26 protein-coding genes and 1 pseudogene are annotated in these 24,281 nt (G+C 56.6%); 21 read left to right on the top strand and 6 right to left on the bottom strand.

Translation table 11 applies throughout. The features are described 5' to 3' along the window. Positions 1-530 precede the first annotated feature (530 nt). Positions 531-1,583: a M29 family metallopeptidase gene (locus BM062_RS21990; protein WP_092400924.1), complete on the top strand. Its 1,053-nt coding sequence runs from the start codon at positions 531-533 to the stop codon at positions 1,581-1,583. A gap of 25 nt (positions 1,584-1,608) precedes the next feature. On the opposite strand, the gene BM062_RS21985 is transcribed toward BM062_RS21990, so the two are convergent. Further along, entirely contained in the window at positions 1,609-2,037 is a 429-nt protein-coding gene (locus BM062_RS21985) for a DUF3574 domain-containing protein (protein ID WP_092400936.1), read from the bottom strand. 147 nt (positions 2,038-2,184) lie between these two features. Between BM062_RS21985 and BM062_RS21980 the strand changes: the two genes are divergently transcribed. The 6 genes from BM062_RS21980 (at position 2,185) to BM062_RS21955 (ending at position 9,604) form a co-directional block, all read left to right on the top strand. Continuing rightward, complete coding sequence (locus BM062_RS21980; RefSeq protein ID WP_092400921.1) at positions 2,185-2,436, top strand: energy transducer TonB; 252 nt, start codon at positions 2,185-2,187, stop codon at positions 2,434-2,436. Positions 2,437-2,738: 302 nt separating this feature from the next. Continuing rightward, on the top strand, positions 2,739-4,121 hold the full coding sequence (locus BM062_RS21975) for an NCS2 family permease (RefSeq protein WP_092400918.1): 1,383 nt from the start codon (positions 2,739-2,741) through the stop codon (positions 4,119-4,121). A 382-nt stretch (positions 4,122-4,503) separates the two neighbouring features. Then, a complete protein-coding gene (locus BM062_RS21970) occupies positions 4,504-5,406 on the top strand; it encodes a hypothetical protein (protein ID WP_139220159.1) in 903 nt (300 codons plus the stop codon). Positions 5,407-5,770: 364 nt separating this feature from the next. Beyond that, on the top strand, positions 5,771-6,496 hold the full coding sequence (locus BM062_RS21965; RefSeq protein ID WP_092400912.1) for a Crp/Fnr family transcriptional regulator: 726 nt from the start codon (positions 5,771-5,773) through the stop codon (positions 6,494-6,496). 123 nt (positions 6,497-6,619) lie between these two features. Beyond that, the gene (locus BM062_RS21960) at positions 6,620-8,704 is read left to right on the top strand and encodes a PAS domain-containing sensor histidine kinase (protein WP_254785206.1); all 2,085 of its coding nucleotides are present in this window, start codon (positions 6,620-6,622) and stop codon (positions 8,702-8,704) included. A gap of 60 nt (positions 8,705-8,764) precedes the next feature. Continuing rightward, entirely contained in the window at positions 8,765-9,604 is an 840-nt protein-coding gene (locus tag BM062_RS21955) for a response regulator (protein WP_092400906.1), read from the top strand. A gap of 25 nt (positions 9,605-9,629) precedes the next feature. Here BM062_RS21955 and BM062_RS26190 read toward each other — a convergent pair whose 3' ends face one another. Further along, on the bottom strand, positions 9,630-9,956 hold the full coding sequence (locus BM062_RS26190; RefSeq protein WP_092400903.1) for a YajG family lipoprotein: 327 nt from the start codon (positions 9,954-9,956) through the stop codon (positions 9,630-9,632). 829 nt (positions 9,957-10,785) lie between these two features. Between BM062_RS26190 and BM062_RS21945 the strand changes: the two genes are divergently transcribed. Next, complete coding sequence (locus BM062_RS21945; RefSeq protein ID WP_092400900.1) at positions 10,786-11,298, top strand: GNAT family N-acetyltransferase; 513 nt, start codon at positions 10,786-10,788, stop codon at positions 11,296-11,298. Here the strand turns inward: BM062_RS21945 and BM062_RS21940 are convergent. Continuing rightward, a complete protein-coding gene (locus tag BM062_RS21940) occupies positions 11,273-12,181 on the bottom strand; it encodes a LysR family transcriptional regulator (protein ID WP_092400897.1) in 909 nt (302 codons plus the stop codon). The genes BM062_RS21945 and BM062_RS21940 overlap by 26 nt on opposite strands. Before the next feature lie 113 nt (positions 12,182-12,294). Here BM062_RS21940 and BM062_RS21935 point away from each other — a divergent pair, with 113 nt between their 5' ends. The 7 genes from BM062_RS21935 (at position 12,295) to BM062_RS21910 (ending at position 18,387) form a co-directional block, all read left to right on the top strand. Further along, entirely contained in the window at positions 12,295-13,173 is an 879-nt protein-coding gene (locus BM062_RS21935; RefSeq protein ID WP_092400895.1) for an aldo/keto reductase family oxidoreductase, read from the top strand. Between the two features lie 140 nt (positions 13,174-13,313). Further along, positions 13,314-13,826 (top strand): YybH family protein, encoded by a 513-nt coding sequence (locus tag BM062_RS21930; protein WP_175501127.1) that lies wholly within the window; start codon positions 13,314-13,316, stop codon positions 13,824-13,826. Between the two features lie 531 nt (positions 13,827-14,357). After that, positions 14,358-14,507 carry a hypothetical protein gene (locus BM062_RS25710; RefSeq protein ID WP_175501126.1) on the top strand — a complete coding sequence of 50 codons (150 nt, stop codon included), beginning with the start codon at positions 14,358-14,360 and terminating at the stop codon, positions 14,505-14,507. Positions 14,508-14,613: 106 nt separating this feature from the next. Beyond that, a complete protein-coding gene (locus BM062_RS21925) occupies positions 14,614-14,793 on the top strand; it encodes a hypothetical protein (RefSeq protein ID WP_092400889.1) in 180 nt (59 codons plus the stop codon). Between the two features lie 267 nt (positions 14,794-15,060). Further along, on the top strand, positions 15,061-16,410 hold the full coding sequence (locus BM062_RS21920; protein WP_305763972.1) for a 2-hydroxycarboxylate transporter family protein: 1,350 nt from the start codon (positions 15,061-15,063) through the stop codon (positions 16,408-16,410). A gap of 62 nt (positions 16,411-16,472) precedes the next feature. Then, on the top strand, positions 16,473-17,504 hold the full coding sequence (locus tag BM062_RS21915) for an isocitrate/isopropylmalate dehydrogenase family protein (RefSeq protein WP_092400886.1): 1,032 nt from the start codon (positions 16,473-16,475) through the stop codon (positions 17,502-17,504). Positions 17,505-17,601: 97 nt separating this feature from the next. Next, complete coding sequence (locus tag BM062_RS21910; RefSeq protein WP_092400883.1) at positions 17,602-18,387, top strand: alpha/beta hydrolase family protein; 786 nt, start codon at positions 17,602-17,604, stop codon at positions 18,385-18,387. 140 nt (positions 18,388-18,527) lie between these two features. Here BM062_RS21910 and BM062_RS26020 read toward each other — a convergent pair. Beyond that, positions 18,528-18,701 (bottom strand): annotated as a pseudogene (locus BM062_RS26020) (IS21 family transposase); the annotation flags it as partial. Between BM062_RS26020 and BM062_RS21905 the strand changes: the two are divergent. From BM062_RS21905 to BM062_RS21890, 4 genes are all read left to right on the top strand, one after another. Further along, positions 18,628-19,137, top strand: coding sequence for a nuclear transport factor 2 family protein (locus BM062_RS21905; RefSeq protein WP_371326622.1), 510 nt, complete (start codon positions 18,628-18,630; stop codon positions 19,135-19,137). The pseudogene BM062_RS26020 and the gene BM062_RS21905 sit on opposite strands and share 74 nt — an antisense overlap. Positions 19,138-19,329: 192 nt before the next feature. Beyond that, positions 19,330-19,617 carry a putative quinol monooxygenase gene (locus BM062_RS21900; RefSeq protein WP_092400877.1) on the top strand — a complete coding sequence of 96 codons (288 nt, stop codon included), beginning with the start codon at positions 19,330-19,332 and terminating at the stop codon, positions 19,615-19,617. Between the two features lie 27 nt (positions 19,618-19,644). Further along, the gene (locus BM062_RS21895; RefSeq protein WP_092400874.1) at positions 19,645-20,145 is read left to right on the top strand and encodes an SRPBCC family protein; all 501 of its coding nucleotides are present in this window, start codon (positions 19,645-19,647) and stop codon (positions 20,143-20,145) included. A gap of 36 nt (positions 20,146-20,181) precedes the next feature. Beyond that, positions 20,182-20,487: a DUF4359 domain-containing protein gene (locus BM062_RS21890; protein ID WP_092400871.1), complete on the top strand. Its 306-nt coding sequence runs from the start codon at positions 20,182-20,184 to the stop codon at positions 20,485-20,487. 243 nt (positions 20,488-20,730) lie between these two features. Here BM062_RS21890 and BM062_RS21885 read toward each other — a convergent pair whose 3' ends face one another. Continuing rightward, entirely contained in the window at positions 20,731-21,078 is a 348-nt protein-coding gene (locus BM062_RS21885; protein ID WP_139220158.1) for a hypothetical protein, read from the bottom strand. A gap of 190 nt (positions 21,079-21,268) precedes the next feature. Between BM062_RS21885 and BM062_RS21880 the strand changes: the two genes are divergently transcribed. Further along, the gene (locus tag BM062_RS21880; protein ID WP_092400866.1) at positions 21,269-21,679 is read left to right on the top strand and encodes a transcriptional regulator; all 411 of its coding nucleotides are present in this window, start codon (positions 21,269-21,271) and stop codon (positions 21,677-21,679) included. A gap of 283 nt (positions 21,680-21,962) precedes the next feature. Here the strand turns inward: BM062_RS21880 and BM062_RS21875 are convergent, their stop codons facing one another. Continuing rightward, a complete protein-coding gene (locus BM062_RS21875; protein ID WP_092400863.1) occupies positions 21,963-22,736 on the bottom strand; it encodes an SDR family oxidoreductase in 774 nt (257 codons plus the stop codon). A gap of 354 nt (positions 22,737-23,090) precedes the next feature. On the opposite strand from BM062_RS21875, the gene BM062_RS21865 reads away from it, so the two are divergent. Further along, a complete protein-coding gene (locus tag BM062_RS21865; protein ID WP_092400857.1) occupies positions 23,091-23,972 on the top strand; it encodes a LysR family transcriptional regulator in 882 nt (293 codons plus the stop codon). Positions 23,973-24,281 lie beyond the last annotated feature (309 nt).

Here is a 24,281-nt window from a genome sequence, read left to right as displayed (position 1 = left end):
ACTGTGTCGTTTGCCATCGTTGTACGCGGTTACGAAATGAGTCGTCCGGATTGCGAGCCACCAAGGGTTGGAGCCGCTACGCGGGAGCCATAGATCTGCCCATCATTTGGACGCAAGACGGTACCGAGATGCTTCTGGGGCAGCTGCGCTGCCAGGGTGGAGCAATGCAACAACGCATCCACTTGATCCATATGGGTGACTGGTGCGATTCACGCAACCACACTACGAAGCAAAGGGCACGAATTCAGCGACCGGACGTCACAGCGATGGCACGATTGAATCGACCTATCGCAGAACATCGCGAGTATTAAATTCGTACCCTTTACAAGGGGCGGCTAATGGGTGACCCCAGTTAGCTACGTTTGTTAATCACACAGAAAACCCGGGCAAGGGCATTGTCATGTTTCATGAAACTCTTAATAACCCCCGCCAGGCTGCCCCCATAACCGGCCGCCATCCCGGTTGTCGATTAAAATGTCGGTCCGGCAGGATCCCGTCTTGCGGCCGGCATTTTCCCATACGATAAATTGATGACCACTTCAACAGCGAACGCAGCAGCCGCCGGCACGATAGCCAAGGAGGCGATCGATGCTGCGCAAAAGCACCTGCGCGACATCCTTTCCCTGGCCATCCGGTACGCGCCGCCGCGCGCCGCCGTGGTGGTGTCGGACACACGCTGTGCGCTCGCCGTCGCGCTCACCGAAGCCTACCGGCGCTGCCTGCCGGCGGCCACCTTCATCGACTTTGACGCCGTCGCGCCGGAGGCCGTGCTCGCTGCCTTTGCGACGCTCGAGGCCAACGACCTGGTGATCCTGGTCCAGTCCACCAATTTCCGCCTTGAGGCGTTCCGCATCCGCGTCGAGCTATTCAAGCGCAGGCTCAAGGTAATTGAACATCCGCACCTGTCGCGCATGCCGGGCGCACAGGCGCTCCACTATATCGAATCGCTGGCCTACGACCCGGGCTACTATCGCGGCGTCGGCTATGCATTGAAGGCCCGCATCGACAAGGCCGGCATGGGCGTGGTCGACAGCGGCGGCGAACGCCTGGTGTTTGCCTCGCCGTTCGAACCCGCCAAGCTGAACATCGGCGACTACAGCGAGATGAACAACGTCGGCGGCCAGTTCCCCATCGGCGAAGTGTTCACCGAAGCGCAAGACCTGGAAGCCGTGAACGGGCGCGTGCGTATTTTTGTTTTCGGCGATACCGCGTTCCGGGTCAACCGGCCGGAGCATCCCATCACGCTGGTCATCAGCAAGGGCCGGGTCAGCGACGTACTCGATTCCACGCCCGATTTCGACCAGGTGCTGGCCAATATCCGTGCCGACGAAGGCGAAGTGTGGCTGCGGGAACTGGGTTTCGGCATGAACCGCGCGTTTTCGCGGGAGCGGATGGTGAGCGACATCGGCACCTACGAGCGCATGTGCGGCATCCACCTGTCGCTGGGCGCCAAGCATGGCGTCTACAGCAAACCCAACATCAAGCGCACCAGCGCCCGCTATCACATCGATGTTTTTGCCGTGACCGAGGCGGTCTACCTGGATGACGAACTGGTCTACCGCAACGGCGCCTGGCAGGTCTGAGCAAAACCGGCAGGCCGGCAGGGACTCAGAACGATGCGCACAGGCGCGACACCAGCAAACCCACCGCATCCTGATGGAACCGGCTGGTATAAGCGCTGCGTATCTGCGCCAGCCGCTCCAGCGTATCCGGCGTTTCCGGGGCGACGATGCGGATCACGAAGCTATCCTCGCGGATAGTCTGGCCGGTGGCCGCATCGCGCCATTGGCCGTGCGTGTCCCAGGTGGTCAGGCCGTCCGGGAAACGCGGCGTCACGACCTCCGCCATGAAGGCGCTTCGCTCCGCATCGGTGACCTGCCCTCGCCCCTGGATGTCGCGCCCGAACAGCAGCTCGGCCTGCAGCTGCGTGCTGCCGTGCACCTGCCGGCATACACCGGCGCTGCCGCCGTCAGGGAAAGCAGCGCAAGCGGAAAGCGTTACGGCGCAGGCCAGGCTGCAGATCAGTTGAAGGCGCATGGCGGCATCCTCGATGGCTGGGAATGCCACATGCTATCTTAAATATTGCCACTGGGAATCAATGTCAATCGCCGGCATTCAACAACAGCCGCCGGCACCGTATAATTTCCCTGCGACGCCTCGACCAACCATTCCAGACAAGAACCCATGAGCCTCATCGACAAACTGCTAGCGGGCACGGTGAAATCCGCGCCGGCCTCGACAGACAAGGTGCAGGTGCGCGTCTACCTGGACACCGGCGGCCACGTCACCAATGTCACGATCAGGAAAAGCTGCGGCGACCCGGAGCGCGATGCGCATGCGCAGCGGGAAATCATGGGCATGCGTTTCGCGAGCAAGAGCAAAGGCGCAAAAACGTCGCACAACTGGCATGACCTGACCTACACCTTTCACGAATAAACAGTGCGCCGGCGCGCCCTGTCCGCCTTGTTCCAGTACGTTTCCCGCAAGCAGCGCCGCGGCTGCGCCGCCCATTCCCCGCATATGGAAATGCAAATGGCGGCTATTAAGCTCCCATGATGGGTTCGCTGCCGTCCATACCCTAAGCTGTCTTCGCCGAGCTCATTTTCCTTTCACATGACGAGCAGCCCAGCAGCCAGGGTTCGGCATTCGGTTGCTGGCTATTCAAAAACATAACACGAGACACCCTGATGACGGTCGAGTGACGGCCGCTTCAAGGACATATAAGGAGCAGCTCGATCATGATGGAACAACAACTCCAACCCTCCGCGGGTCTGGGAGAACCTATCGCCGTCGCCGAAGGAAAAATCGACCAGTACTTCCAGATCACCGCGCGCGGCAGCACCCAGCGCCGCGAGGTGGTCGCCGGCATCACCACTTTCCTGGCCATGGTCTATTCGGTGTTTGTCGTGCCCGGCATGCTGGGCAAGGCCGGCTTCGATGTCAGCGCGGTGTTTGTCGCGGTCTGCCTGACTACCGCTTTCGGTTCCCTGCTGATGGGCTTGTGGGCGCGTTTGCCGATCGCCGTGGGATGCGCGATTTCGCTGACCGCTTTCACCGCCTTCGGCCTGGTGCTCGGCAAAGGCCTGTCGCCTGCGGTCGCCCTCGGCGCGGTGTTCCTGATGGGCCTTGTGTTCACCGCCATCTCCGTCACCGGCGTGCGCTCCTGGATCCTGCAAAACCTGCCGTCCGGCGTGGCGCACGGCACCGGCGTCGGCATCGGCTTGTTCCTGCTGCTGATCGCCTCCAACGACGTCGGCCTGGTGGTGAAAAACGCCGGCCCCGGCCTGCCGGTTGCGCTCGGCCACATTACCGCGTTTCCGGTAGTGATGAGCATCGTCGGCCTGGCCGCCATTTTCGGCCTTGAGCGGCGCCGCGTTCCGGGTGGCATCCTGCTGGTCGTCGTGGTCCTGTCGATCATCGGCCTGATCTTCGATCCTGCCGTCAAGTTCACCGGCATATTTGCGATGCCGGCGCTGAGCGCTCCCGGCCATGCTTCGCTGATCGGCGCGATGGACATCAAGGGCGCACTCAGCATGGCCGTGTTGCCGAGTGTGCTGGCGCTGGTGATGACCGCGGTGTTCGACGCCACCGGCACGATCCGCGCGGTGGCCGGACAGGCCGGACAGGTCAACGAAAAAGGTTATATCAACAACGGCGGCAAAGCGTTGACGGCCGATTCGCTCAGCTCGATTTTCGCCGGCCTGGTCGGCGGCGCGCCTGCTGCTGCTTACATTGAATCGACGGTAGGCACCGCCGCCGGCGCCCGCACCGGCCTGACTGCGGTCGTGGTCGGCCTGCTGTTCCTGGCGGTCATCTTCTTTTCGCCGCTGGCCGGCCTGGTGCCGTCCTACGCAACCGCACCGGCGCTGATGTACGTCGGCTTGCTGATGCTGGGCAGCGTCAGCCGCATGCACATGGACGATACGGTCGACGCGCTGGCCGGCTTGCTGTGCGCAGTGTTCATCGTCCTCACATGCAATATCGTGACCGGCATCATGCTTGGTTTCTGCACGCTGGTGATCGGCCGGGTTGTCTCCGGCGAGTTCCGCAAGCTGAACTTCGGCACCGTCGCCATCGCCGTCGCATTGGCCGTCTTCTATGCAGGCGGCTGGGCGATTTAAGACAGTACATCCATCCGAGTAATCTCGGCTGTCTGGATCTCCTAGGACAGTCGATTCATGGCAGCGCCTGCGGGCGCTGCCTTTTTGTTTTTTCTTCGCTTATTTGTATTGACTCGTATTGACTTGTATCGGCTCCGATTCATCAAATCTTGATGTATGAAATTAAACACAACTTAAAATATTGACTCGACAATATTCCAATCAAGAAATTTTCTCTGCTACGATGCGGCGGGCTGAAGTTGAAGGAAAACTGACACTCCTTCTGCCCTAAACGACCTGATTAAAAACTAAAAAATTCAAAAAAGGGGCAGATGATCCCGTGCTTTTTGGTCCGGGTGGCAGCAGCTGCCGCATGCTTTCCTTGATAAATAGAAAATAAAGTGTGCCATTGCAAGACGTGGCGCTGCGTTCCCGTTTCAATATTTTAAGGAGACCAGGGTATCAAGACCAAAGCAGCCTCTATTCACCATTTCCATCCAGACGCACCAATAAAATAATATTACTCAGGGAAGTTAATAAAATGCGCCTTAACATTCGAACATGTATTGCTGTTTTTTTCTCCGTCATGCTGGCGGCCTGCGGCGGAGGCGGCAGCGGCGACAAAAGCGCTCCTGCCGGCAATGCAGCAACTGCCGTGACATATAACATGAGCACCGCGTCGGTCAGTTTTTTTCAAAACCAGAAACAATATGCGACGACGCAAGCTGCAGACCCGACGATTAGCATCACGGCTACATTAAGTACCTTACCGTCTGGCACCGCCTACCCTGTTGTTGCCGAAGACAAGGCGGTGTTCCTCACCGGCAGCACCGTCGTGGTGCGGAATTCGAGCACAAACTTTACCGCCACCCTGGTGCCTGACGTCACGCTCAGCCCTGGCGTATACAAAGGAACACTCACCCTGATGTTATGCAAGGACCAAGCTTGCAGTGCGCAATATCCATTAACCGGCGCGACCTTGCCTTATGTGATTACCGTCACGCCTCAGTTGACTGCGACAATCAAGATCAATGGCGTTATCCAGCCACAACCCTTGAAGGCAACGAAACCGGGGTTTTATACGATTCGGGCTGGGCAGACCCTTGAAATGGACTCCAATTTGCCTATCCAATGGAACTACCCGAACAATCCCGGAGAACCCAAAGTCACGCCGACGTCAACCACATCGACTACCTGGCAAGGATCGGTCAGTTTGGGCACGAGCGGGAATAGCACGACAATTCTTGGAATGCTTCCGGATGGCTCGCAAAACGGCCTTGGCCTGACCCTTACCGTCACGCCATAGCACCGGTGAAAATCAAGCAGTCTGCGCATCATTGACAGATGGGGGGCAGCGCAGCCTGCCCTCCATCGTGTCGATCACACCTGATCAATCAAATGATCCGTTCGACCTGAGCGGCAAACGCCGCATATCGCATTTCCCGTCACACTGTTCATTCGCCATTTTTTCCAAATCCGGTTCAAACTGCCGCCAACGTTGTTTTTTGGCAGCATTCCACCCCCTTACGGACAATAACGCTGATTCGGCTACGTCTAAACACAATCAGTCCGAATGGACGGATCAGGTATGTTACCTTGGCTAACGCGGCCATTCTTTCGACTCCGCTTTGACAATCAGCTGGCTAAAGACCGGGAGCAGGAAGAAGGCCATGTTCAGCGCACCCGACCCAAACCAGAACCACCTGCTGGCAGCGCTGCTCGACGCTGAATTCGACCGCCTGGCGCCGCACCTGGAACTGATCCCGATGCGGCTCGGCGACCTGCTCTACGATTCCGGCGGCAAGCTGCAGCATGTCTACTTTCCCACCACATCGATCGTCTCGCTGCTCTACGTGCTGGAAAACGGCGGCTCTTCCGAAATTGCCGGGGTCGGCAATGAAGGCATATTGGGGATTTCTCTTTTCATGGGCGGCAATACCACGCCCAGCCGCGCAGTGGTGCAGACCGGCGGCCACGGCTACCGGCTCAAGTCGCAGATATTGATGGAAGAATTCAATCGCGCCGGGCCTGTAATGCGCCTGCTGCTGCGCTACACCCAGGCCCTGATCACGCAAATGAGCCAGACCGCCGTGTGCAACCGCCATCATTCGCTGGAGCAGCAATTGTGCCGCTGGCTGCTGCTGACGCTGGACCGCCTGCCCTCGAACGAATTGACGATGACCCAGGAATTGATCGCCAACATGCTGGGCGTGCGGCGCGAAGGGGTCACCGAAGCCGCCGGAAAACTGCAGAACCTCGGTTTCATACGTTATCGGCGCGGCCATATCACGGTGCTGGACCGGGCCGGCCTGAACAACAACGTCTGCGAATGTTATGACGTCGTCAAGAAAGAATTTGCGCGCCTGCTGTCCGATGTGCGCCAGCGGCAAGGCTAACCGGCGCCAGCCGCGCCGGCCCGAGCAGCCAAGTACTTGCAGCATTACAGATTCGCAACCACCTTGTTTGAGCCGAGGCTAGCGCTCAGTTGTCTGCCAATCACATCTGGATTTATGCCCGCCATGGAAAACACCTCTGCCGAACATGCATCGCAAGCCGTACGGCAACCGCTGCTGAAAGCCGGCGCGCTGCAAAACGCCATTTTCAACAGCGCCAATTTTTCCTGCATCGCCACCGACGCCCAAGGCGTGATCCAGATTTTCAACGTCGGCGCCGAACGCATGCTCGGCTACAAGGCCGAGGATGTGGTCGACAAGATCACGCCGGCCGGGATTTCGGACGCGCAGGAACTGATCGCGCGGGCCGCATCCCTCAGCCTCGAGCTGGACACCAAGATCACTCCGGGCTTCGAAGCGCTGGTGTTCAAGGCCTCGCGCGGCATTGAAGATATCTATGAGCTGACCTATATCCGCAAGGATGGCAGCCGCTTCCCGGCGATGGTGTCGGTCACTGCATTGCGCGACGCGCAAGACAAGGTCATCGGCTACCTCCTGATCGGCACCGACAACACGGCGCGCAAACGGGTCGAAGCGGAGCAGGCATTGCTCGACCAGCGCCTGCGCGACCAGCAGTTCTACACGCGTTCACTGATCGAATCGAACATCGACGCATTGATGACCACCGATCCGCGCGGCATCATCAGCGACGTCAACCAGCAGATGGAAGCCCTGACCGGCTGCACGCGCGATGAATTGATCGGCGCGCCGTTCAAGAATTACTTTACCGATCCAGAGCGCGCCGAGGCCGCCATCACACGGGTGCTGCGCGAAGGCAAGGTGACCAACTATGAGCTGACCGCCCACGCCAGCGACGGCACCGAGACGGTAGTCTCGTACAACGCGACGACCTTCCATAACCGCGACAACCAGCTGCAAGGCGTGTTCGCGGCGGCCCGCGACGTCACCGACCGCAAGCAGTTCGAGCACAAACTGCAAGAAAACAATATCGAACTGGAAAATGCGAAGGCGGCCGCGGAAAAAGCCAACCTGGCGAAATCGGATTTCCTGTCCAGCATGAGCCATGAGCTGCGCACTCCGCTCAACGCCGTTCTCGGATTCGCGCAGCTGATGGCGTCCGATACGCCGCCGCCGTCGTCGGCGCAGAAACTGTCGATCGACCAGATTTTGCAAGCCGGATGGTATCTGCTGCGCTTGATCAACGAGATCCTCGACCTGGCGATGATCGAATCGGGCAAGGTAACCTTGTCGCAAGAATCGATGTCGCTCACCGAAGCGATACAGGATTGCCAGGCAATGATCGAGCCGCAGGCGCAAAAGCGCGGGGTGCAGCTGACCTTCCCCGTGCTGGACGATCTTTTTTATGTGCATGCCGACCGCACCAGGGTCAAGCAAGTGATGGTCAACCTGCTGTCGAACGCGATCAAATATAACCGGGTTGGAGGCACCGTCGTTGTCAAATGCGCGATGCACGGCAGCGACCGGGTCCGCGTAAGCGTGACAGATACCGGGGCCGGCCTGACGCCGGAACAGCTGGCGCAGCTATTCCAGCCATTCAACCGTCTCGGGCAAGAGAGCAGCATCGAAGAAGGCACCGGCATCGGCCTGGTGGTGACCAAGCAGCTGGTCGAGCTGATGGGCGGCGTCATCGGCGTCGAAAGCAGTGTCGGCAGCGGCAGCGTATTCTGGGTGGAACTGCCGGCGGCAAACGCGCCGGAACTGGCGTTTGACGACATGCACGAGGTCGCCGCGGATAAACCAGGAGATGCCGCGGCAGACCCGTTGCAGTCCCGGCGCACGCTGCTCTATGTCGAGGACAATCCGGCCAACCTGGTCCTGGTCGAGCAATTGATTGCCCGGCGCGGCGATTTGACGCTGCTGACCGCCATCAACGGCCACCTGGGGATCCAGATGGCGCGTGCGCACCAGCCGGACGTGATCCTGATGGATATCAACCTGCCCGGCATCAGCGGCTACGGCGTCCTGAAAGTCCTGAACGAAGATTCGGCAACGGCCCACATCCCGATCATGGCGCTGTCAGCCAATGCCGTCCCGCGCGATATCCAGAAGGGCATCGATGCCGGCTTCTTCCGTTACCTGACAAAACCGATCGAGGTCGTCGAATTCATGGACGCCCTAGACGTCGCGTTGCGCCATGCAGAAAAAAATGGCTTGCCGAGCGGCGTATAGATAACGACGCAATACCGCCTGGCTTGCTGGCAAGTGAACGACTTTTTTAGGAACAACGCAATGCTTGAAGCAACTGAAATTCTAAAAGCCAGCATCCTGATCGTGGATGACCAGAAAGCCAATGTCATGCTGCTGGAGCAAATGCTGCGCAATGCCGGTTACGCACACATCACATCGACGATGGATCCGCGCGCCGTGGTTTCCTTGCACCTGACGCATCGCTACGACCTGATCCTGCTCGATCTGCAAATGCCGGAAATGGATGGATTCCAGGTCATGGAAGGATTGAAGGAAATCGAAACGGCGGGATATCTGCCGGTGCTGGTCATCACGGCGCAGCCGGCCCACAAGCTGCGCGCGTTGCAGGCAGGCGCCAAGGATTTCGTCAGCAAGCCGTTCGACCTGGTTGAAGTGCAGACGCGCATCCACAACATGCTGGAAGTGCGGCTGCTGTACCAGAAACTGGAGCACTACAACAAGGTGCTGGAACAGACGGTGCTGGAACGCACGGCTGAACTGCGCGAGAGCGAAGCCCGCTTCAAGAGTTTGACGGAGCTGTCTTCAGACTGGTACTGGGAACAGGATCAGCAAGGGAAATTCACCAAGGTCTCGGGCCCGGTTTTTGACATGCTCGGGATCGATGCCGACAGCGCCGGCGGCGCTGTCAACATCGCACCGACCGCACACTGGAATGAGGCCGAGCGGGCGCAGCTGGAGGACAACATTGCAAACCGCCGCCCCTTCCTCGACTTCATCTACAGCCGCAGCAACGCCGACGGCACCCTGCAATACCTTCAGGTCAGCGGCGAACCGATGTTCGATTCAGCCAGCCTTTTCATCGGCTACCGCGGAATCGGCATGGATGTCACCGAGCGCATGCGTCGCGACCAGGAAAAATAGTCCCGACGCAGCCGGAGTAAAGACCTTACTTCTGGGCAGGCACGACGACGATCGTTTCGCCGCCGGTTTTTCCGGTATCGCCTTTGCTGCCATCAGCGCCAGCAGCGCCATCACTTCCCGTCGCCCCAGTGGCGCCTGTAGCGCCAGCCGGGCCAGGAACAGCCACCCCGGCGCCAGTCGCACCTGTCGCGCCAGCCACGCCCTCGGAACCGGTCGCTCCGGTCGCACCAGGCGCTCCCGCCGGGCCGGGAACCACCACCACGGATGGCGTAGGGCTACTGCTTGCAGGCTTGTCACAAGCGGCAAGGCCAAACGTGACGACCAGCGTCGTCAATAGCAATGCATGTTTCATATCGATCCTTTAGGTAGCAAGAGAAAAAACGCACGGTAATGCGCTATTCGAATCCCTTTATAAAAATTGGCTCTGAGATTCGTCTGTTCGCAGATTAAGCGAAAGCGCCAGGCTTCTCTGTGTGTTGGCGCACGGATCACGGTTTTTTTCAGGATGCATGAAACAGGCATTTCAATGCCGTCCGCCCGCTTGCCGGCGCTATGTGCGCGGCCGCACGGATCATGGCCGGAATCAAGCCTATAACGTGGAATGTCACGCTACAAAACCGACCGACTTTTATTTCCACTCACCAAGAATTGACATGAAAACATTCGTGCATTTGTACCGTTATTACCGGCGTGGCGGCTACCATATTGTTCCAGCGATGAAACGAGCCAGCCGCGCCTGGAGCCATGGATTCTGAATTATTGAGAGCTTCATAATTCACGACATCGCCACGGCAAGAGTCATCTGGGGTCAGAGTCAACTTTCGCAGCGCCTCATCGCGAAACTTGACTCTGACCCCACATGACGGATTCGGAGAAAGACAGAGCGCACAGCGCGGTTTTGTTCTTTTTCAACGATGAGGCAGATGCTCCGTGGCCCGCTAACTGGGGTCAGAGTGAAGTTTCTGCAAAAGGCGCGCAGAAAGTTCACTCTGACCCCAGTTAGCTGCGTTTATTAATCGCACAGAAAAACCGGGCAAGGGCATTGGGTTATATATGGGACGGGAGCAGTTTCGCGTTTCGATGCAAGCTGTCCGCCTGCGCAGCCGTCCCGTTGCGGTCATCGAGGATTGTGCTATCCACGGGTAAAATAAAAGTTGCTCAACAAATGGAAATCATGACCGATGAATGCCCCCACTATCCGCACACTTGAATCCCAGGACTACGCGTTCGTCTCCTCCGCAGTCGATGACTGGTGGGGCGGCCGTCCTGTCCGGGCATTGGTCCACCGCATATTTTTCGACCACCTGAACGCGACCAGTTATGCCATAGGACCGTCGGACGCCGTCCAGGCGTTCCTGATCGGCTTCGTATCGCAGGCCGATCCCAAAGTCGCCTACATCCATTTCGTTGGCGTAAGCCCTGCTGCGCGCACTGGCGGCCTGGCCCGCATGCTGTACGAACATTTTTTCAATGTGGTCGGCGCCAAGGGCTGCACGGAGGTGCGAAGCATCACCTCCGTGGTCAATACCGGCTCGATCACATTCCATCGCAAACTCGGATTTACGCTTCTTCCCGGATCCGGTGAAATCGACGGCGTCCCGGTTGCGCTCGATTATGCCGGCGCAGGACAGCATCGCGTCCTGTTCCATAAATCGCTGGCGGTCGGCGTCAAGGATGGCCGGCAGGCGCCTTGATGAAATCGATGAACGCGCGCAAAGGCGCCGGCACCAGGCGGCGCCCGGGATAATAGAGGAACGGCCCGGAAAAATGCGGCCACCATGGTTCGAGCACGGGCTCGAGCGCGCCGCTGTCAAGATGTGGGCGCAGCCAGTCTTCAAAGAGATAGACGATGCCGCTGCCTGCGATCGCCACCTCGACGGCGAGATCGGCGCCCCCGCCCGCTTGCACGATCAACGGTCCCGTCGGCTCTACCCGCACCGTCTCGCCGTTCCGCTCGAATTCCCACGGCGGCATTGAGCCGCTGGAAAAGCGGCCGCGCAGGCAGGCATGGCCGAGCAGTTCGCGCGGATGCTCTGGCCGGCCACGCCGGTCAAGGTAGGCAGGAGAAGCGGCGGCGGCAAAGCGCTGGACACGCGGCCCGATCGGCACCGCGATCATGTCCTGTTCCAGCCGCTCGTCGTAACGGATGCCGGCGTCGCAGCCGGCCGCGATCACGTCGACAAAGCTGTCTTCGGTGAATATCTCCAGCTGGATATCGGGATAGGCGGCGAGAAATGGCGGCACGATGCTGCCCAGCACCAGCCGCGCTGCGCTGACCGGCACGTTAAGGCGCAATGTGCCGGCAGGCCGGTCGCGAAAGCCGTTCACCACGTCGAGCGCAGCCTCCATCTCGCTCAAGGCCGGGCTGAGCCGCGCCAGCAAACCCTCGCCCGCTTCGGTCGGCACCACGCTGCGCGTGGTGCGGTTGAACAGCCGCACACCGAGCTGCGCCTCCAGGCGGCGCACCGCTTCGCTCAGCGCAGACGCGCTGCTGCCGCTGGCACGCGCGCCTTCGCGGAAGCCCTTGGCGCGCGCCACTGCCACGAAAGCATTCAGATCTTCCAGATTGACCTTCATTGCCGGCACCTCCACTGTTCGCCAATCCGCACAACCCGTACCGATTGTACCCAATTATCATGAAGGCGGAAGACGCCTACCATGGGTCGTCTTTCATTTAAAAGAAGGTAATCATGTCCAGCATCGAACAATTCGGCACATTCGCACTTGGCCACCGCAGCGTAAAGCGCGTCGGCTACGGCGCCATGCAACTCGCAGGGCCAGGCGTGTTCGGCCCACCCAAGGATCGCGGGGCGGCACTGGCCGTGTTGCGCGAAGCCGTCGCGCGCGGGGTCAACCACATCGACACCAGCGACTTCTACGGCCCGCACATCACCAACCAGCTGATCCGCGAGGCGCTGCATCCTTACCGGGACGATCTCACCATCGTCACCAAGATCAGCGCCCGGCGCGGCGACGACGGATCGTGGATTCCCGCCATGTCGCGCGAAGAATTGACCCAGGCGGTCCACGACAACCTGCGCAACCTGGGCCTGGATGTGCTCGATGTGGTCAACCTGCGCAGCATGCTCGGCATCCACGGACCGGTCGAAGGATCGATCGAAGAGCCGCTCACGGTTGTGGCCGAACTTCAGCGGCAAGGGCTGGTGCGTCACATCGGGCTGAGCAACGTCACCCCGGCGCAGGTCACGGAAGGACGCAAGATCTGCGAGATCGTCTGTGTGCAAAACCACTATAACGTCGCGCATCGGGAAGATGACGCCCTGATCGACGCGCTGGCACGGGACGGCATCGCCTACGTGCCCTTCTTTCCGCTCGGCGGCTTCAACCCGCTGCAATCGTCGACCTTGTCCGGCGTCGCAGCGCGCCTCGGCGCCACGCCCATGCAGGTCGCGCTGGCCTGGCTGCTGCGGCGCTCGCCCAACATCCTGCTGATCCCGGGCACCTCGTCTATCGCCCACTTGCACGAGAACCTGGCCGCGGCCGAACTGGCGCTGCCGGACGATGCAGTCAAGGAATTGGACAGCGTGGCGACTATCAGCGCCACTTAAGGCGTAACAAATGCGCGCCTGGAAAATTCAAACGGCGCGCATTTGGCGGTCTCCCGTGTGCGATGACGAAATCCGGGATATTCTGCAAGCGGATCAAGATTCGCCCCATGCAAATAATCCCGCTCCCAACCATGTCAGCCATGACCACATTCAGCCGCTACGCACTTGTCATCGCCCTCTTCGCACTTTCACCGCTTGGCCACCCGGCAATGGCGGAAGAACTGCCGTCGTTGAACGGAAAAACCGGTCATATGCCGAACGAAGATAGCCGAAAACAAATCCAGGAAGTTTTGGATAACTATGCCAAGAGCGTGACGACTGGAGACCGCGCGCTTTTCGAATCCCAGCTGCTGGACGAGAAAATACCTTTCTTCGGACTCGGAGAAAAAATAAGTCCGTCATTCAAGCCCATCTCGCAGAGTTTGCAAGGTTATGCCGGATTTCGGAAGGCGGTCTTCGAGAGCGGTAAAAAATACAGTCAAAAAATTTCGAATATCAGGATTGAACAAGACGGCGATCTGGCCCAGGTGTCTTTAGACTTTGAAACGACTCTCGTCGAATCCGGCGAGAGTGCGCAAGGCTGGAAAATCCTGCAGTTGCTGAAGGTTCAGGGGCGCTGGAAAATTGTCAGCGAACTGTACACCGTGAGATGAGCCATGGTGATGAACCGGGTGCTATTTCAACCTGGGCCGTCGATGGCAGGGGGTCATGAACTGACCCTACTTATTGCGCCACAAGAAAGACAAGATAAATTTGTACTGCATCACTCACACAAAATCCTCCACCCTCACTGCAACGAATTACGTAAGCATCATTTCAAATAGTTTATATGTCTTTTCGGCCAATGCTGGTGAGGAGACTGCTCATGCTGCCTAGATTTGGTGCACAACGCGCCAAGGATCCAGCAGGACACCATGGGTACGGAAGAGCGGAAACCCGGTTCATCGCGTCGTCGACGTCTTGCGGTGGCAGTAATTCCATTATTTCTATTGTGATGAATAGACGGACGATCAAAAACGAATCCGGTGCAAAGTGCCACTGGTAGCTCCCACACCCTACGCGCACCGCGTGGCCTTCCTTTTCTGTTATGGCAACCATCCAGTCACGCGTACACGCCGACCGATTATTTTCTGGTGGTTGCGACAGGCCCCTCGCACACTGAGTTTGCATTTCTCTCAACTCGCATGCATGTCGATAAGCATATCGCCATGGTCGCGCGCGTTGCAGCCATGGCGCAACTGCCTGAAAAACCCGCCAGAGCCTTGATTTTCATGTCGCACGGCAAATTAAATAACGCAAAATTGGAAAGCTGGATGAAAGTTACGCCGTTCTAGAATGCGTCAACATTAATAAATAATTGAAGAGGATCGCCGCCGCTACGTGTAGGCCGCAGATCGCGATCCTCAAATGATGGAGACAAAAATTAATGCCTGATTTTTCTTGCCGATCGATGAATTCGACTGCGGCGCAGCGATGCCTGCGCATATCGTCCTGACAGCATTGGCTCAGGGCACGGCTGTCGACCCATCAAAAAATAGCCTTCATGATTACGGAATTGTCGAAATGATGCATTTGCCGGCAACGCTGACAAAACAGTTTCGTGATTGCAAAGAAGGATAGCGGGACCTGATGAAACAACGTGGATCGAAATCCGCACGATCGACGATTCGATCAAGGCGCCCGGCGATCCGGGCTCGGCCTCCAATCTGCATGTTGCACGCTCGTGAATGAACACTACCCGCAATACAGATGCTGGATGGATGGCGTACCTGCCAGCATTGCAACTTGGCCGGAAAACCATGATCGCAAGCGCTCGTCGTGAGATTCAGCACTGCGCTTCACGTGGCACGGGCGTTAAATTTAAAAATAGAATCAAAGGAGAACGAAATGAAACCTATCCCTGCTGAACAGCTCATGCCGATCACGGAACAGATATCCGGAAAATTCTGGCCGTATGGCTGGTGGAAATTGATGGAAATGCGTATCGGCATCATACCGTTGCCGGTGTACTTGTTGTTGCTGGCATTGGTTGCGGGATTTGTCGCCACCGGCAAAGTGCCGTCCGATATATCGGTATCGATCGCATTGCTGGCGGTGGGGGGCTTTTCTTGCGCGGAATTGGGCAAGCGGCTTCCTGTCATGCGCAACATAGGCGCCGCAGCGATTTTTGCGACCTTCATTCCTTCTTACCTGGCATTCAAGCATCTTTTGCCTGCCATGGTTTTAAAGAACGTCGTGGATTTCACCAAGTCGACCAATTTTCTCTATTTGTTCATTGCTTCGATCATTGTCGGCAGCATCCTGAGTATGGATAGAGCGGTTCTCATCAAGGGTTTCATCAAGATTTTCGTGCCGCTTGCCGCCGGTTCTGTCGCAGCGGCTATTGTCGGCACGGCCGTCGGCACTTTGCTGGGCTTGGGTACTTACCATACCTTTTTCTACATCGTCGTTCCTATCATGGCCGGCGGCGTGGGCGAAGGCGCCATTCCCTTATCCATTGGTTACTCCGGAATATTGCACCAGGCTCAAGGCGACGTCTTTGCGCTGGTCTTGCCTCCTGTAATGCTCGGCAGCCTGACCGCAATCATGCTGGCCGGGGCATTGAATTTTGTGGGCAAGAAATACCCCCACCTGACTGGCGAGGGCCGGCTGCAACCGGGCGAACATGACGAAATGCAACCGGCGGCGGAAGCAGTCGCTGGCCATACGGATGTCGGCAATATTGCGGCCGCAGGCATCACGGCGATCTCGCTGTATATGTTTGGATTGATGTGCTACAAGCTGTTCGACTTTCCGGCGCCGGTCGCCATGCTGTTCATTGCCGTGATTTTCAAGCTGTCACGCGCAGTATCGCCGCAATTGCAACAAGGCTCTGTCGTCGTCTACAAGTTCTTTTCGACAGCTGTAACTTATCCCTTGCTGTTCGCCATCGGCGTATCCATGACGCCTTGGGACAAACTGGTGTCCGCCTTCAACGTGCTCAATCTCGTCACCATCGTTTCGACCGTCGCGACGTTGATGGCGACGGGCTTCATGGTCGGGCGCTGGCTGAACATGTATCCGATTGAAACGGCAATTGTAAATGCCTGCCACAGCGGCCAGGGCGGCACCGGCGACGTCGCTATCCTGACGGCCGCGAATCGCATGCAAATGATGCCATTTGCGCAGATTGCGACACGCATTGGCGGCGCGATTACCGTAACGCTCACCTTGATTGCCATGTCCCAGTTGAAATAATTTCCTGACAAATACACTGATCAATCAATCTATTCGATTAAAGATTTTTTAAAAAATATCTCATGAAAAACGCAATAACTACCCAAATTCCAGCGACGCTGATCCCCGGCGACGGCATTGGCCCTGAAGTGGTCGATGCAACAGTCCAGGTATTGGCTGCTTTGGGATCCCCGTTCTCTTGGGATATACAGCAAGCAGGCATGGCCGGCGTCAACAGCTGCGGCGACCCGCTGCCGGCAGCAACCCTGTCCAGCATCCGCGAAAACAAGCTTGCCCTCAAGGGCCCGCTGACCACGCCTGTCGGCGGCGGCTTCCGTTCCTCCAACGTGCGCCTGCGCGAAGAATTCCAGCTATATGCCAATGTGCGGCCGGCAAGAACGATTGTTCCAGGCCGCTTTGAAGACATCGACGTCGTCCTGATCCGTGAAAACATCGGCGGCTTCTATGTGGCGCACGAATACTACATCCCGGTCGGCGACGATCCGCGCGCGGTTGCGGTCTCCACCGGCATCAATACCCGTGAAGCTTGCAAGAAGATCGCGCGCTTTGCATTTGAGTACGCAGTAAAGAACGGCCGCAAGAAAATCACCGTAGTCCACAAGGCCAACATCCTCAAGGCGCTGACCGGCATTTTTCTGGAAGCCGCACGGGAAGTAGCGCGCGAGTATGAAGGTAAAGTGCAGATGAACGACATGATCGTCGACGCCTGCGCCATGCAGCTGGTGCTTAATCCATGGCAGTTCGACATGCTCTTATGCACCAATCTGTTCGGCGACATCCTGTCGGATCAACTGGCAGGCCTGGTGGGCGGACTGGGCATGGCGCCCGGCGCGAATATCGGCGATGACGTCGCGATCTTCGAAGCAGTGCATGGCTCGGCGCCGGACATTGCCGGCAAGGGCATCGCCAACCCGATTTCCCTGCTGCTGGCTGCGGGGCAGATGCTGGACCATGTCGGCCACGATGACCTGGCGCTGCGACTGCGCACCGTGATCAACGACACCATTAACAAGGATCACATTGCCACTGGTGATCTCAAGGGCAAGGCGTCGACCCAAGAATTTACCGATGCCATCGTGCGTCGGCTTGGGTGATCTGACTTGTGATTCACCGAACTGTGCAGCGGCGGAATATGCTTCCCCAAGTTGGCACGATCATGGTTTTCATTTTTAATATGTGCGGAGAACAAAAATGCCAACGGAACGTTTCGAGTTCTTAGGGACGGAAAGGCAAAAACTTGCCGCTCGCCTCGATATGCCGGAGGGGGAAACACGTGCCTACGCTCTGTTCGCGCATTGCTTCACAGGCGGTAAAGACATTCTCGCAGCCAGTCGGATTGGACAGGCGCTCGCGACCCGCGGCATAGCTGTGTTGCGCTTCGACTTTACCGGCCTGGGTGCAAGTGAGGGGGAATTTGCCAATACCAATTTTTCCTCAAACCTGGCTGATCTGACCGCAGCGGCAGATTATTTGCGGCAGACATATCGGGCGCCGTCCATGCTGATCGGGCACAGCCTGGGCGGCGCGGCAGTACTTGCCGCCGCTTCAAAGATACCGGAGGTGCGCGGTGTCGTCACGATCGGCGCACCAAGCGACCCAGCACATGTCAAGAAACAGTTCCGTGGGTATATCGACGAGATTCAAACTAATGGCGAAGCCGTAGTAAAGCTCAGCGGGCGCCCATTCAGAATCAAGCGGCAGTTTCTTATCGATGCAGAGAAACATCGATTGCTGCACAAGGTTTCGGAGTTTGACGGCGCGTTGCTAGTAATGCACTCGCCGCAAGATGAGACAGTCGCGATGCAGAATGCGAGTCATATTTTCAGCGTTGCGAAACATCCGAAAAGCTTCGTATCCCTAGATGATGCAGATCATCTCCTGACCCGGAAAAGCGATGCTTTGTACGCAGCAAACGTGATTGCAGCATGGAGCGAACGTTACATCATCGATGACGCTCAGAAGGTCCGGCAGAGTTAGGTTTTTTGCTTAGAATTCGAAGATTGTTTAGAGAGGCAATTGCCGATGCGCTGGATCGGTGATTTTCAACCGATAGCGCGTGCCTTTTATAGGACACTCCGTGTTCGTTTTCTTGCTGAGTTGACCCTGTCAGTTTGACCCGCTCGCCATACCCTCGCGAACTCAGCCACCCTGTCATAAGACCCCTCAAAACCCAATCTCTTCAGGTCTTCATGGATCAGCTTCAATGTACGCCGTTGCTTGCGTGATTTGGCCGCCTCAGTCTTTAGCAAAGCCGATAACTGGAACGCATATTTGTCGATTGCGCTGGGCGAAGAACTTCCATCATTGAACGGAAAAACCGACCATATTCCGAGTAAAGAGAGCCAACGACAGATCCAGGAAGTTTTGGATAACTATGCCAAGAGCGTGACGACTGGAGACCGCGCGCTTTTCGAATCCCAGCTGTTGGACGAGAAAATACCTTTCTTCGGCCTTGGGGAAAAATTAAGTCCGTCATTCAAGCCCATTTCGCAAAGTTTGCAAGGTTATGCAGGATTTCGGAAGGCGGTCTTCGAGAGCGGTAAAAAATATAGTCAAAAAATTTCGAATATCAGGATTGAACAAAACGGCGATCTGGCCCAGGTGTCTTTAGACTTTGAAACGACGCTCGTCGAATCCGGCGAGAGTACCCAAGGCTGGAAAATCCTGCAGTTGCTGAAAGTCCAGGGGCGCTGGAAAATTGTCAGCGAACTGTATGCCGTGAGGTGAAAAATGTTGGGAAACTGCAAGGATTGGCCTATCAAGAACTAACTGAGCTGGCTTTTGACGATTCCTCAGTTCTTTAGTATTAACGGGCGTATCATTATCTTCACAGGAGCTGGCGGCAGACACGAGCAATTGTCCTCGGATTTCAGGCGTTGCCAGCCCCACTCTCATCTGCCGCAACGGGAGGAAAATAAAATGATCAAGATCATGGCCCGGATTTCATCGCAATCAGGCGCGGAATCGTCAATGAAAAACATATTGCAGGATCTGGTTGGCCCCAGCCGCAACGAGGCGGGATGCCAGAGTTACGAGCTGTTTCAGGATGAAGAAAATCCGCTCGAATTTGTGACCATCGAGCACTGGGCAGAGCAGGCAGCGGCCGACGCGCATATGGCTACACCCCATGTTGCCGCGGCAATCGCCAAAGCGACTCCGTTGCTGGCGCAGCCGCCCGTCATCCATCGCTACACGCAACTCGCCTGAGAAAATACAATACCGGAGGTATCAGCGATGTACGCGCATAACGCCGAAAACGAATGGCAAACCTTCTCTCTGCATTGCATCAGAATTGACACAGAGATCGACATCAACCGGCCGCACCAGGAAGTCTTCGATTACGTGACCACGCCGGCGCTCTGGCGCACCTGGCATCCGGCCACGGTGGAAGTGCGCGATGTCCCGAATCGTCCATTAGTTACCGGCGAGACCATGCTGGAACTGATCGCGGTTGCAGGCCGCCGCGACCAGGCGCTGTGGACGGTAACTGCCTGCTCGCCGCCCCGGTCCTGGGAAATTGCCACCGACACCAAGAATGGCGCAGCGCACATCACCTACACGATCATGCCCACAAACAGCGGCTGCCGCTTCCATCGCACCCTGGAATTCCGCTCAAAGCGCTGGCCGTGGCGATTGCTGGACTCGACCTTCACGCGCTGGATACTGGTCCGCCAGTCAGCCCAGGCACTTCGAAATATCAAGGCCGTGCTTGAAGAAAAACAGATGTCCCTCTAGAAGCCACATTGAATTTATATTTTTTGACCGAGAAGAATGAAACTATCCCCAACCATCATAGTGCTATCGATTGTAGGGCTGCTGGCGTTCACAAACCCCAAGCTGGACAGCTATGAACAACACATTCATCAAATAATCACCCAGGAAGCCGACAAACGGGATGACGTGACGCGGACACTGGGAACGCTATTTGGCGGGGTGGCTAGCAGCTTCATAGCCAGCAGCACGGTGAGGAATAACTATGTTCTGTTTAGCACTTACGATTCGAACCTGGGGACTCGGCATGTGAAATTTGTAGGCATCCTTGGCAATTTCTTTCAGACATCTTCAACAAATCGCTGATTGTCGCTACGAGAAATCCTCATATGAAATTGATGCGCATCAGCATGAAGCTCATGTCTGATCGCATCACTTCGGTCCCACTCCGTAATGGTGTAGATTTTTCACCTGCCACCACGTGGATGGACAGTGAAATAAGCCATGGCGATGAAGCAGACGCTATTTCAACCTAGACTTTCGATGGCTGGGGTCATGCACTGCCCCACCTATTGCGCCACAAGAAAAACAAGATGAATTTGTACTGCATCACCCACTGAGCTCGCAATCCCCTTTGCTCGCATGCATGTCGTTAAGCACATCGATATGGCCCTGCGCGCGCTCCGACAGCATACGTGCGGCGGCCATCGCCATGCGCGTCAGGCTTTCGGTGTCGGCTACGTTCAGCGGCGGTGGAGATGCATCGTCGCGCTGCTCACGCGCGAGATCACTGGCGTAAATCAGTGATAGGCAGGTTTGAATGCCTCGACTGATATCCAACGTGATTGCCATGAATTGAGCCGGTGTGTTCATGTGTAAATCTTCGACTAGCCACGAAAATGGTTGATGTTTGGCTTTCGAGGGATGTTGAATGGATGGGCTGCTTATACTGGTCATAGGATGCTCCTTGATAATGCGCTAAGTTTTGTCTAAAACTACGTGGCTCTTTCCCACCCTTTGGTCACATTCATGAAGAGCCATTCCCCGAGGACACTGCCGCTCAACTCAAGATATTATTAAACCATTTAAGATAATATTATCTTAAATGGTTGACGCCGTGCTATAAGAGATATCGCAGAATGCGATCATGCCTACCACCACAGAGAAAGCGGCGTTCACGAAACGTCTTGAATTTGCATTACGACGTAGCCCCGAATCGGTCCAGGGTGCGACTGAACTCGCGCTCCGATTCAATCTTCGGCACCAAGGCAATGCGATCTCGCCGCAGACAGCGCACAAGTGGCTGACAGGACGGGCAATCCCAACCAACGACAAGCTGGCGACAATAGCGAAATGGCTGAATGTGGATCAGCATTGGCTGCACTATGGACCTGCGCCATTGAAACCAGCATCTGCGGCAAAAGATGTGGCCGCGAAAAATGTGAAAAAGCCGCCCTCAGAACTGATCAATCTCGCGGCAAAGATTCAGGAGTTGCCGCCACACCGTAGATATTTGGTTGAAGAGCTGGTGGAACAGTTGCAGCAGGAAATTGGATAGATGCAAGAATGAAGCCAGCATCAGTCATTGTAATGGTATCGATTGTAAGATTATTGGCATTCACAAACCCTAAACTAAACAGCTACGGGCAGCAGACATTCCAGCGATCGCTCCGCTCACAAATGCGGTCGTTCGAGTGCTAACGCAGATGTCGTCTCTTCGACCAAAGCGGTCCGTCGAATTGTCCGAGCGAACGTCTACTGTTATCCGCAAAGCGGCCCTGTCCGCTATCGATAGGGCCGCAGATCTTCGTTTACCGGAGCTAAAGAAGCCGTGGCGCTCGTTAGAAAACGCTCGGAACCAGGTTCTCACCACCGGATACCTCGATGACGGTGCCGGTTACATAGGGGTTGGTCATCAGGAACAGCGCGGCGTGTCCAATATCATCCGCCGTGCCCGCGTGTCGCGCCGGAAAGGTCTCACGTACTTTTGCTCTCAAGGCCTCGCGCTCGTTATCGGACATAACGCGCCACAAGTCTGTGTCGACATAGCCTGGACGTATCGTGTTTACACGGGTAGGCGCCAGTTCGAGTGCGAGTGAGCCCGATAAGGACTCCACTGCGACAAACGCCGAAGTGACAGCGCTGAAGCCGACTTTTGGTCGCGCTCCCGTGCCACCTGTAAGGAAGGTAATCGAGCCGCCGGCTCTCAGGTGGGGCGCTGCATAACGCGCACAGGCCCAACTGCCCAAGAACTTATTTTCGATATAGCTTCGAACGCCGCGCATATCGTCGTCCATGAAAGTCCCCCAGGTCCCCAGGTCGGGCCCTGCCGTGACGGCGAGATGGTCGAATGGTCCTATGCCGTCAAAGGCCTCTCTCACTGCTGCCTCATCGCAAATATCCAAGGTCACTTGTTCGAAATTAGCCAGATCTGGGCGTTCCTCCACCGAGGTGATACGCCGACTAGCGACCGTCACGGACGCACCCGCTGCATACGCCGCGCGCGCAATTCCAAGGCCGATTCCCGTTTTTCCGCCGACCACCACCACCTTTTTTCCTGAAAGGCTCAGTAAGGGCGGTGACGGTTGTTCTCGAACATTCGTTGCTGTGCTCATAGCTCTAGTCCTATTGGTCAGTAGTTTCGTTATAGACCGAAGAATCGCCGTTACATAGCGGCCAAAACTCGATCAGCGTCGTTCCGTCCACCAAGGTTTCAAGTTGCGAAATGGCTCTGGGCCGCTGTGACGCCCTGTTTCGTTCAAACGTGTCGCCATGTTCGCTATTGCCACTATCCGGCCGGTCGATCAGGAACGCATCCATACTAATTTGATTGATCAAGATTGATAATGAGCAAATATTTCATAGTACTATTCTTAAAAAGAATAGGTCGATGTGCCTGTTGCGGAGGTTGCGCAGCTGATTTCTGACAGGGTTCATGCGAGCCGCACTGAGCTCGCCGAGGAAACGCAATGGATCGATTTCATGAGTTGACCGCTTTTATCACGGTCGTAGAAGCGGGTGGTTTTTCCGCTGCCGCGCGCCGGCTTCACGATTCACAATCTGGAATGAGCAAATCCATCAGTGCATTGGAAAAGCGGCTCGGTGTGCTGCTATTCAATAGGAGCACGCGCAGCGTGACGCTGACCGAGCAAGGGCGGAAATACTATGACCGTATCAAGCCGCTTCTTGAGGAGGTGAACGAAGCCGACGGAGAGCTAACCAGCAGCACCCTGGAGGTCTCCGGTCTCGTCAGGATCGCGGCACCCTCCACATTCGGCCGGCTTCATGTCCTTCCGCTCATCCCACAATTGTTGTCACTTCATCCGAAGATCAAGTTGGACCTTGGTCTTTCGGACAGCGTCCGGGATTTGCTTGCGGACGGGATTGATTTGGCGGTTAGAGTCGGTCCGGTGCACGATCCGGATGCTGTGGTCAAACGAGTGACGGGCACTTCATTGGCATGTGTCGGGTCTCGCCGTTATTTTGATCGGCACGGGGCGCCCACTGTCCCGGACGATCTTGTCAATCACAATTGTCTTGTCTACAACGAGATGACGAATTGGGCTTTTGTCGGCCCAAAAGGAGAATTCACCGTGCCAGTGAGCGGCAATCTTTCATCCAATAGTATGGAAACGATTCTTTCCGGGGTGCTTGCCGGTGTGGGCATTGGCATGTTTTCCCGGGCGTCGTTGGTCGACGAACTCCAGCATCCAGACATCATTACTGTACTCGACCGGTTTCTGAATGAAGCCAGAGACGTCAGCCTCGTCTGGCCAAAGCGTAGGTTTGTACCTGCCCGTGTGCGGCTGGTAACTGATTTCTTCGTGACGACGCTCTCTCAGCGTGTTTGAGTACCATGACGCAAATAGCCCATGCCGATCTCCGTTTATGCGAAGGGATGGTCGGCCATCACATTCCCCATCCCATCAAACATCTTTCAAGTTTGCAAACCCCGTCAAATCCCGCGTAAAATGCGGGTATCGCGGGTGTAGTTCAATGGTAGAACGAAAGCTTCCCAAGCTCATCTAGTTTTCCATGTGTGGTGCGGCTTTACAGCCGATTTCCGCTCCGCAAAAAGACAAAATTCTATCCCCGTGCATCCCCATAATTGCGTCTATCCAAATATTTTTGCGGAGCAGCTTTGGCATCGCCTTTATAAT

This window comes from Collimonas sp. OK412 (assembly GCF_900112135.1).
GTDB lineage: Bacteria > Pseudomonadota > Gammaproteobacteria > Burkholderiales > Burkholderiaceae_D > Collimonas > Collimonas rhizosphaerae.
Note: the sequence above shows the minus strand (reverse complement) of the source record. Positions and strands in the feature narration are given on the sequence as shown.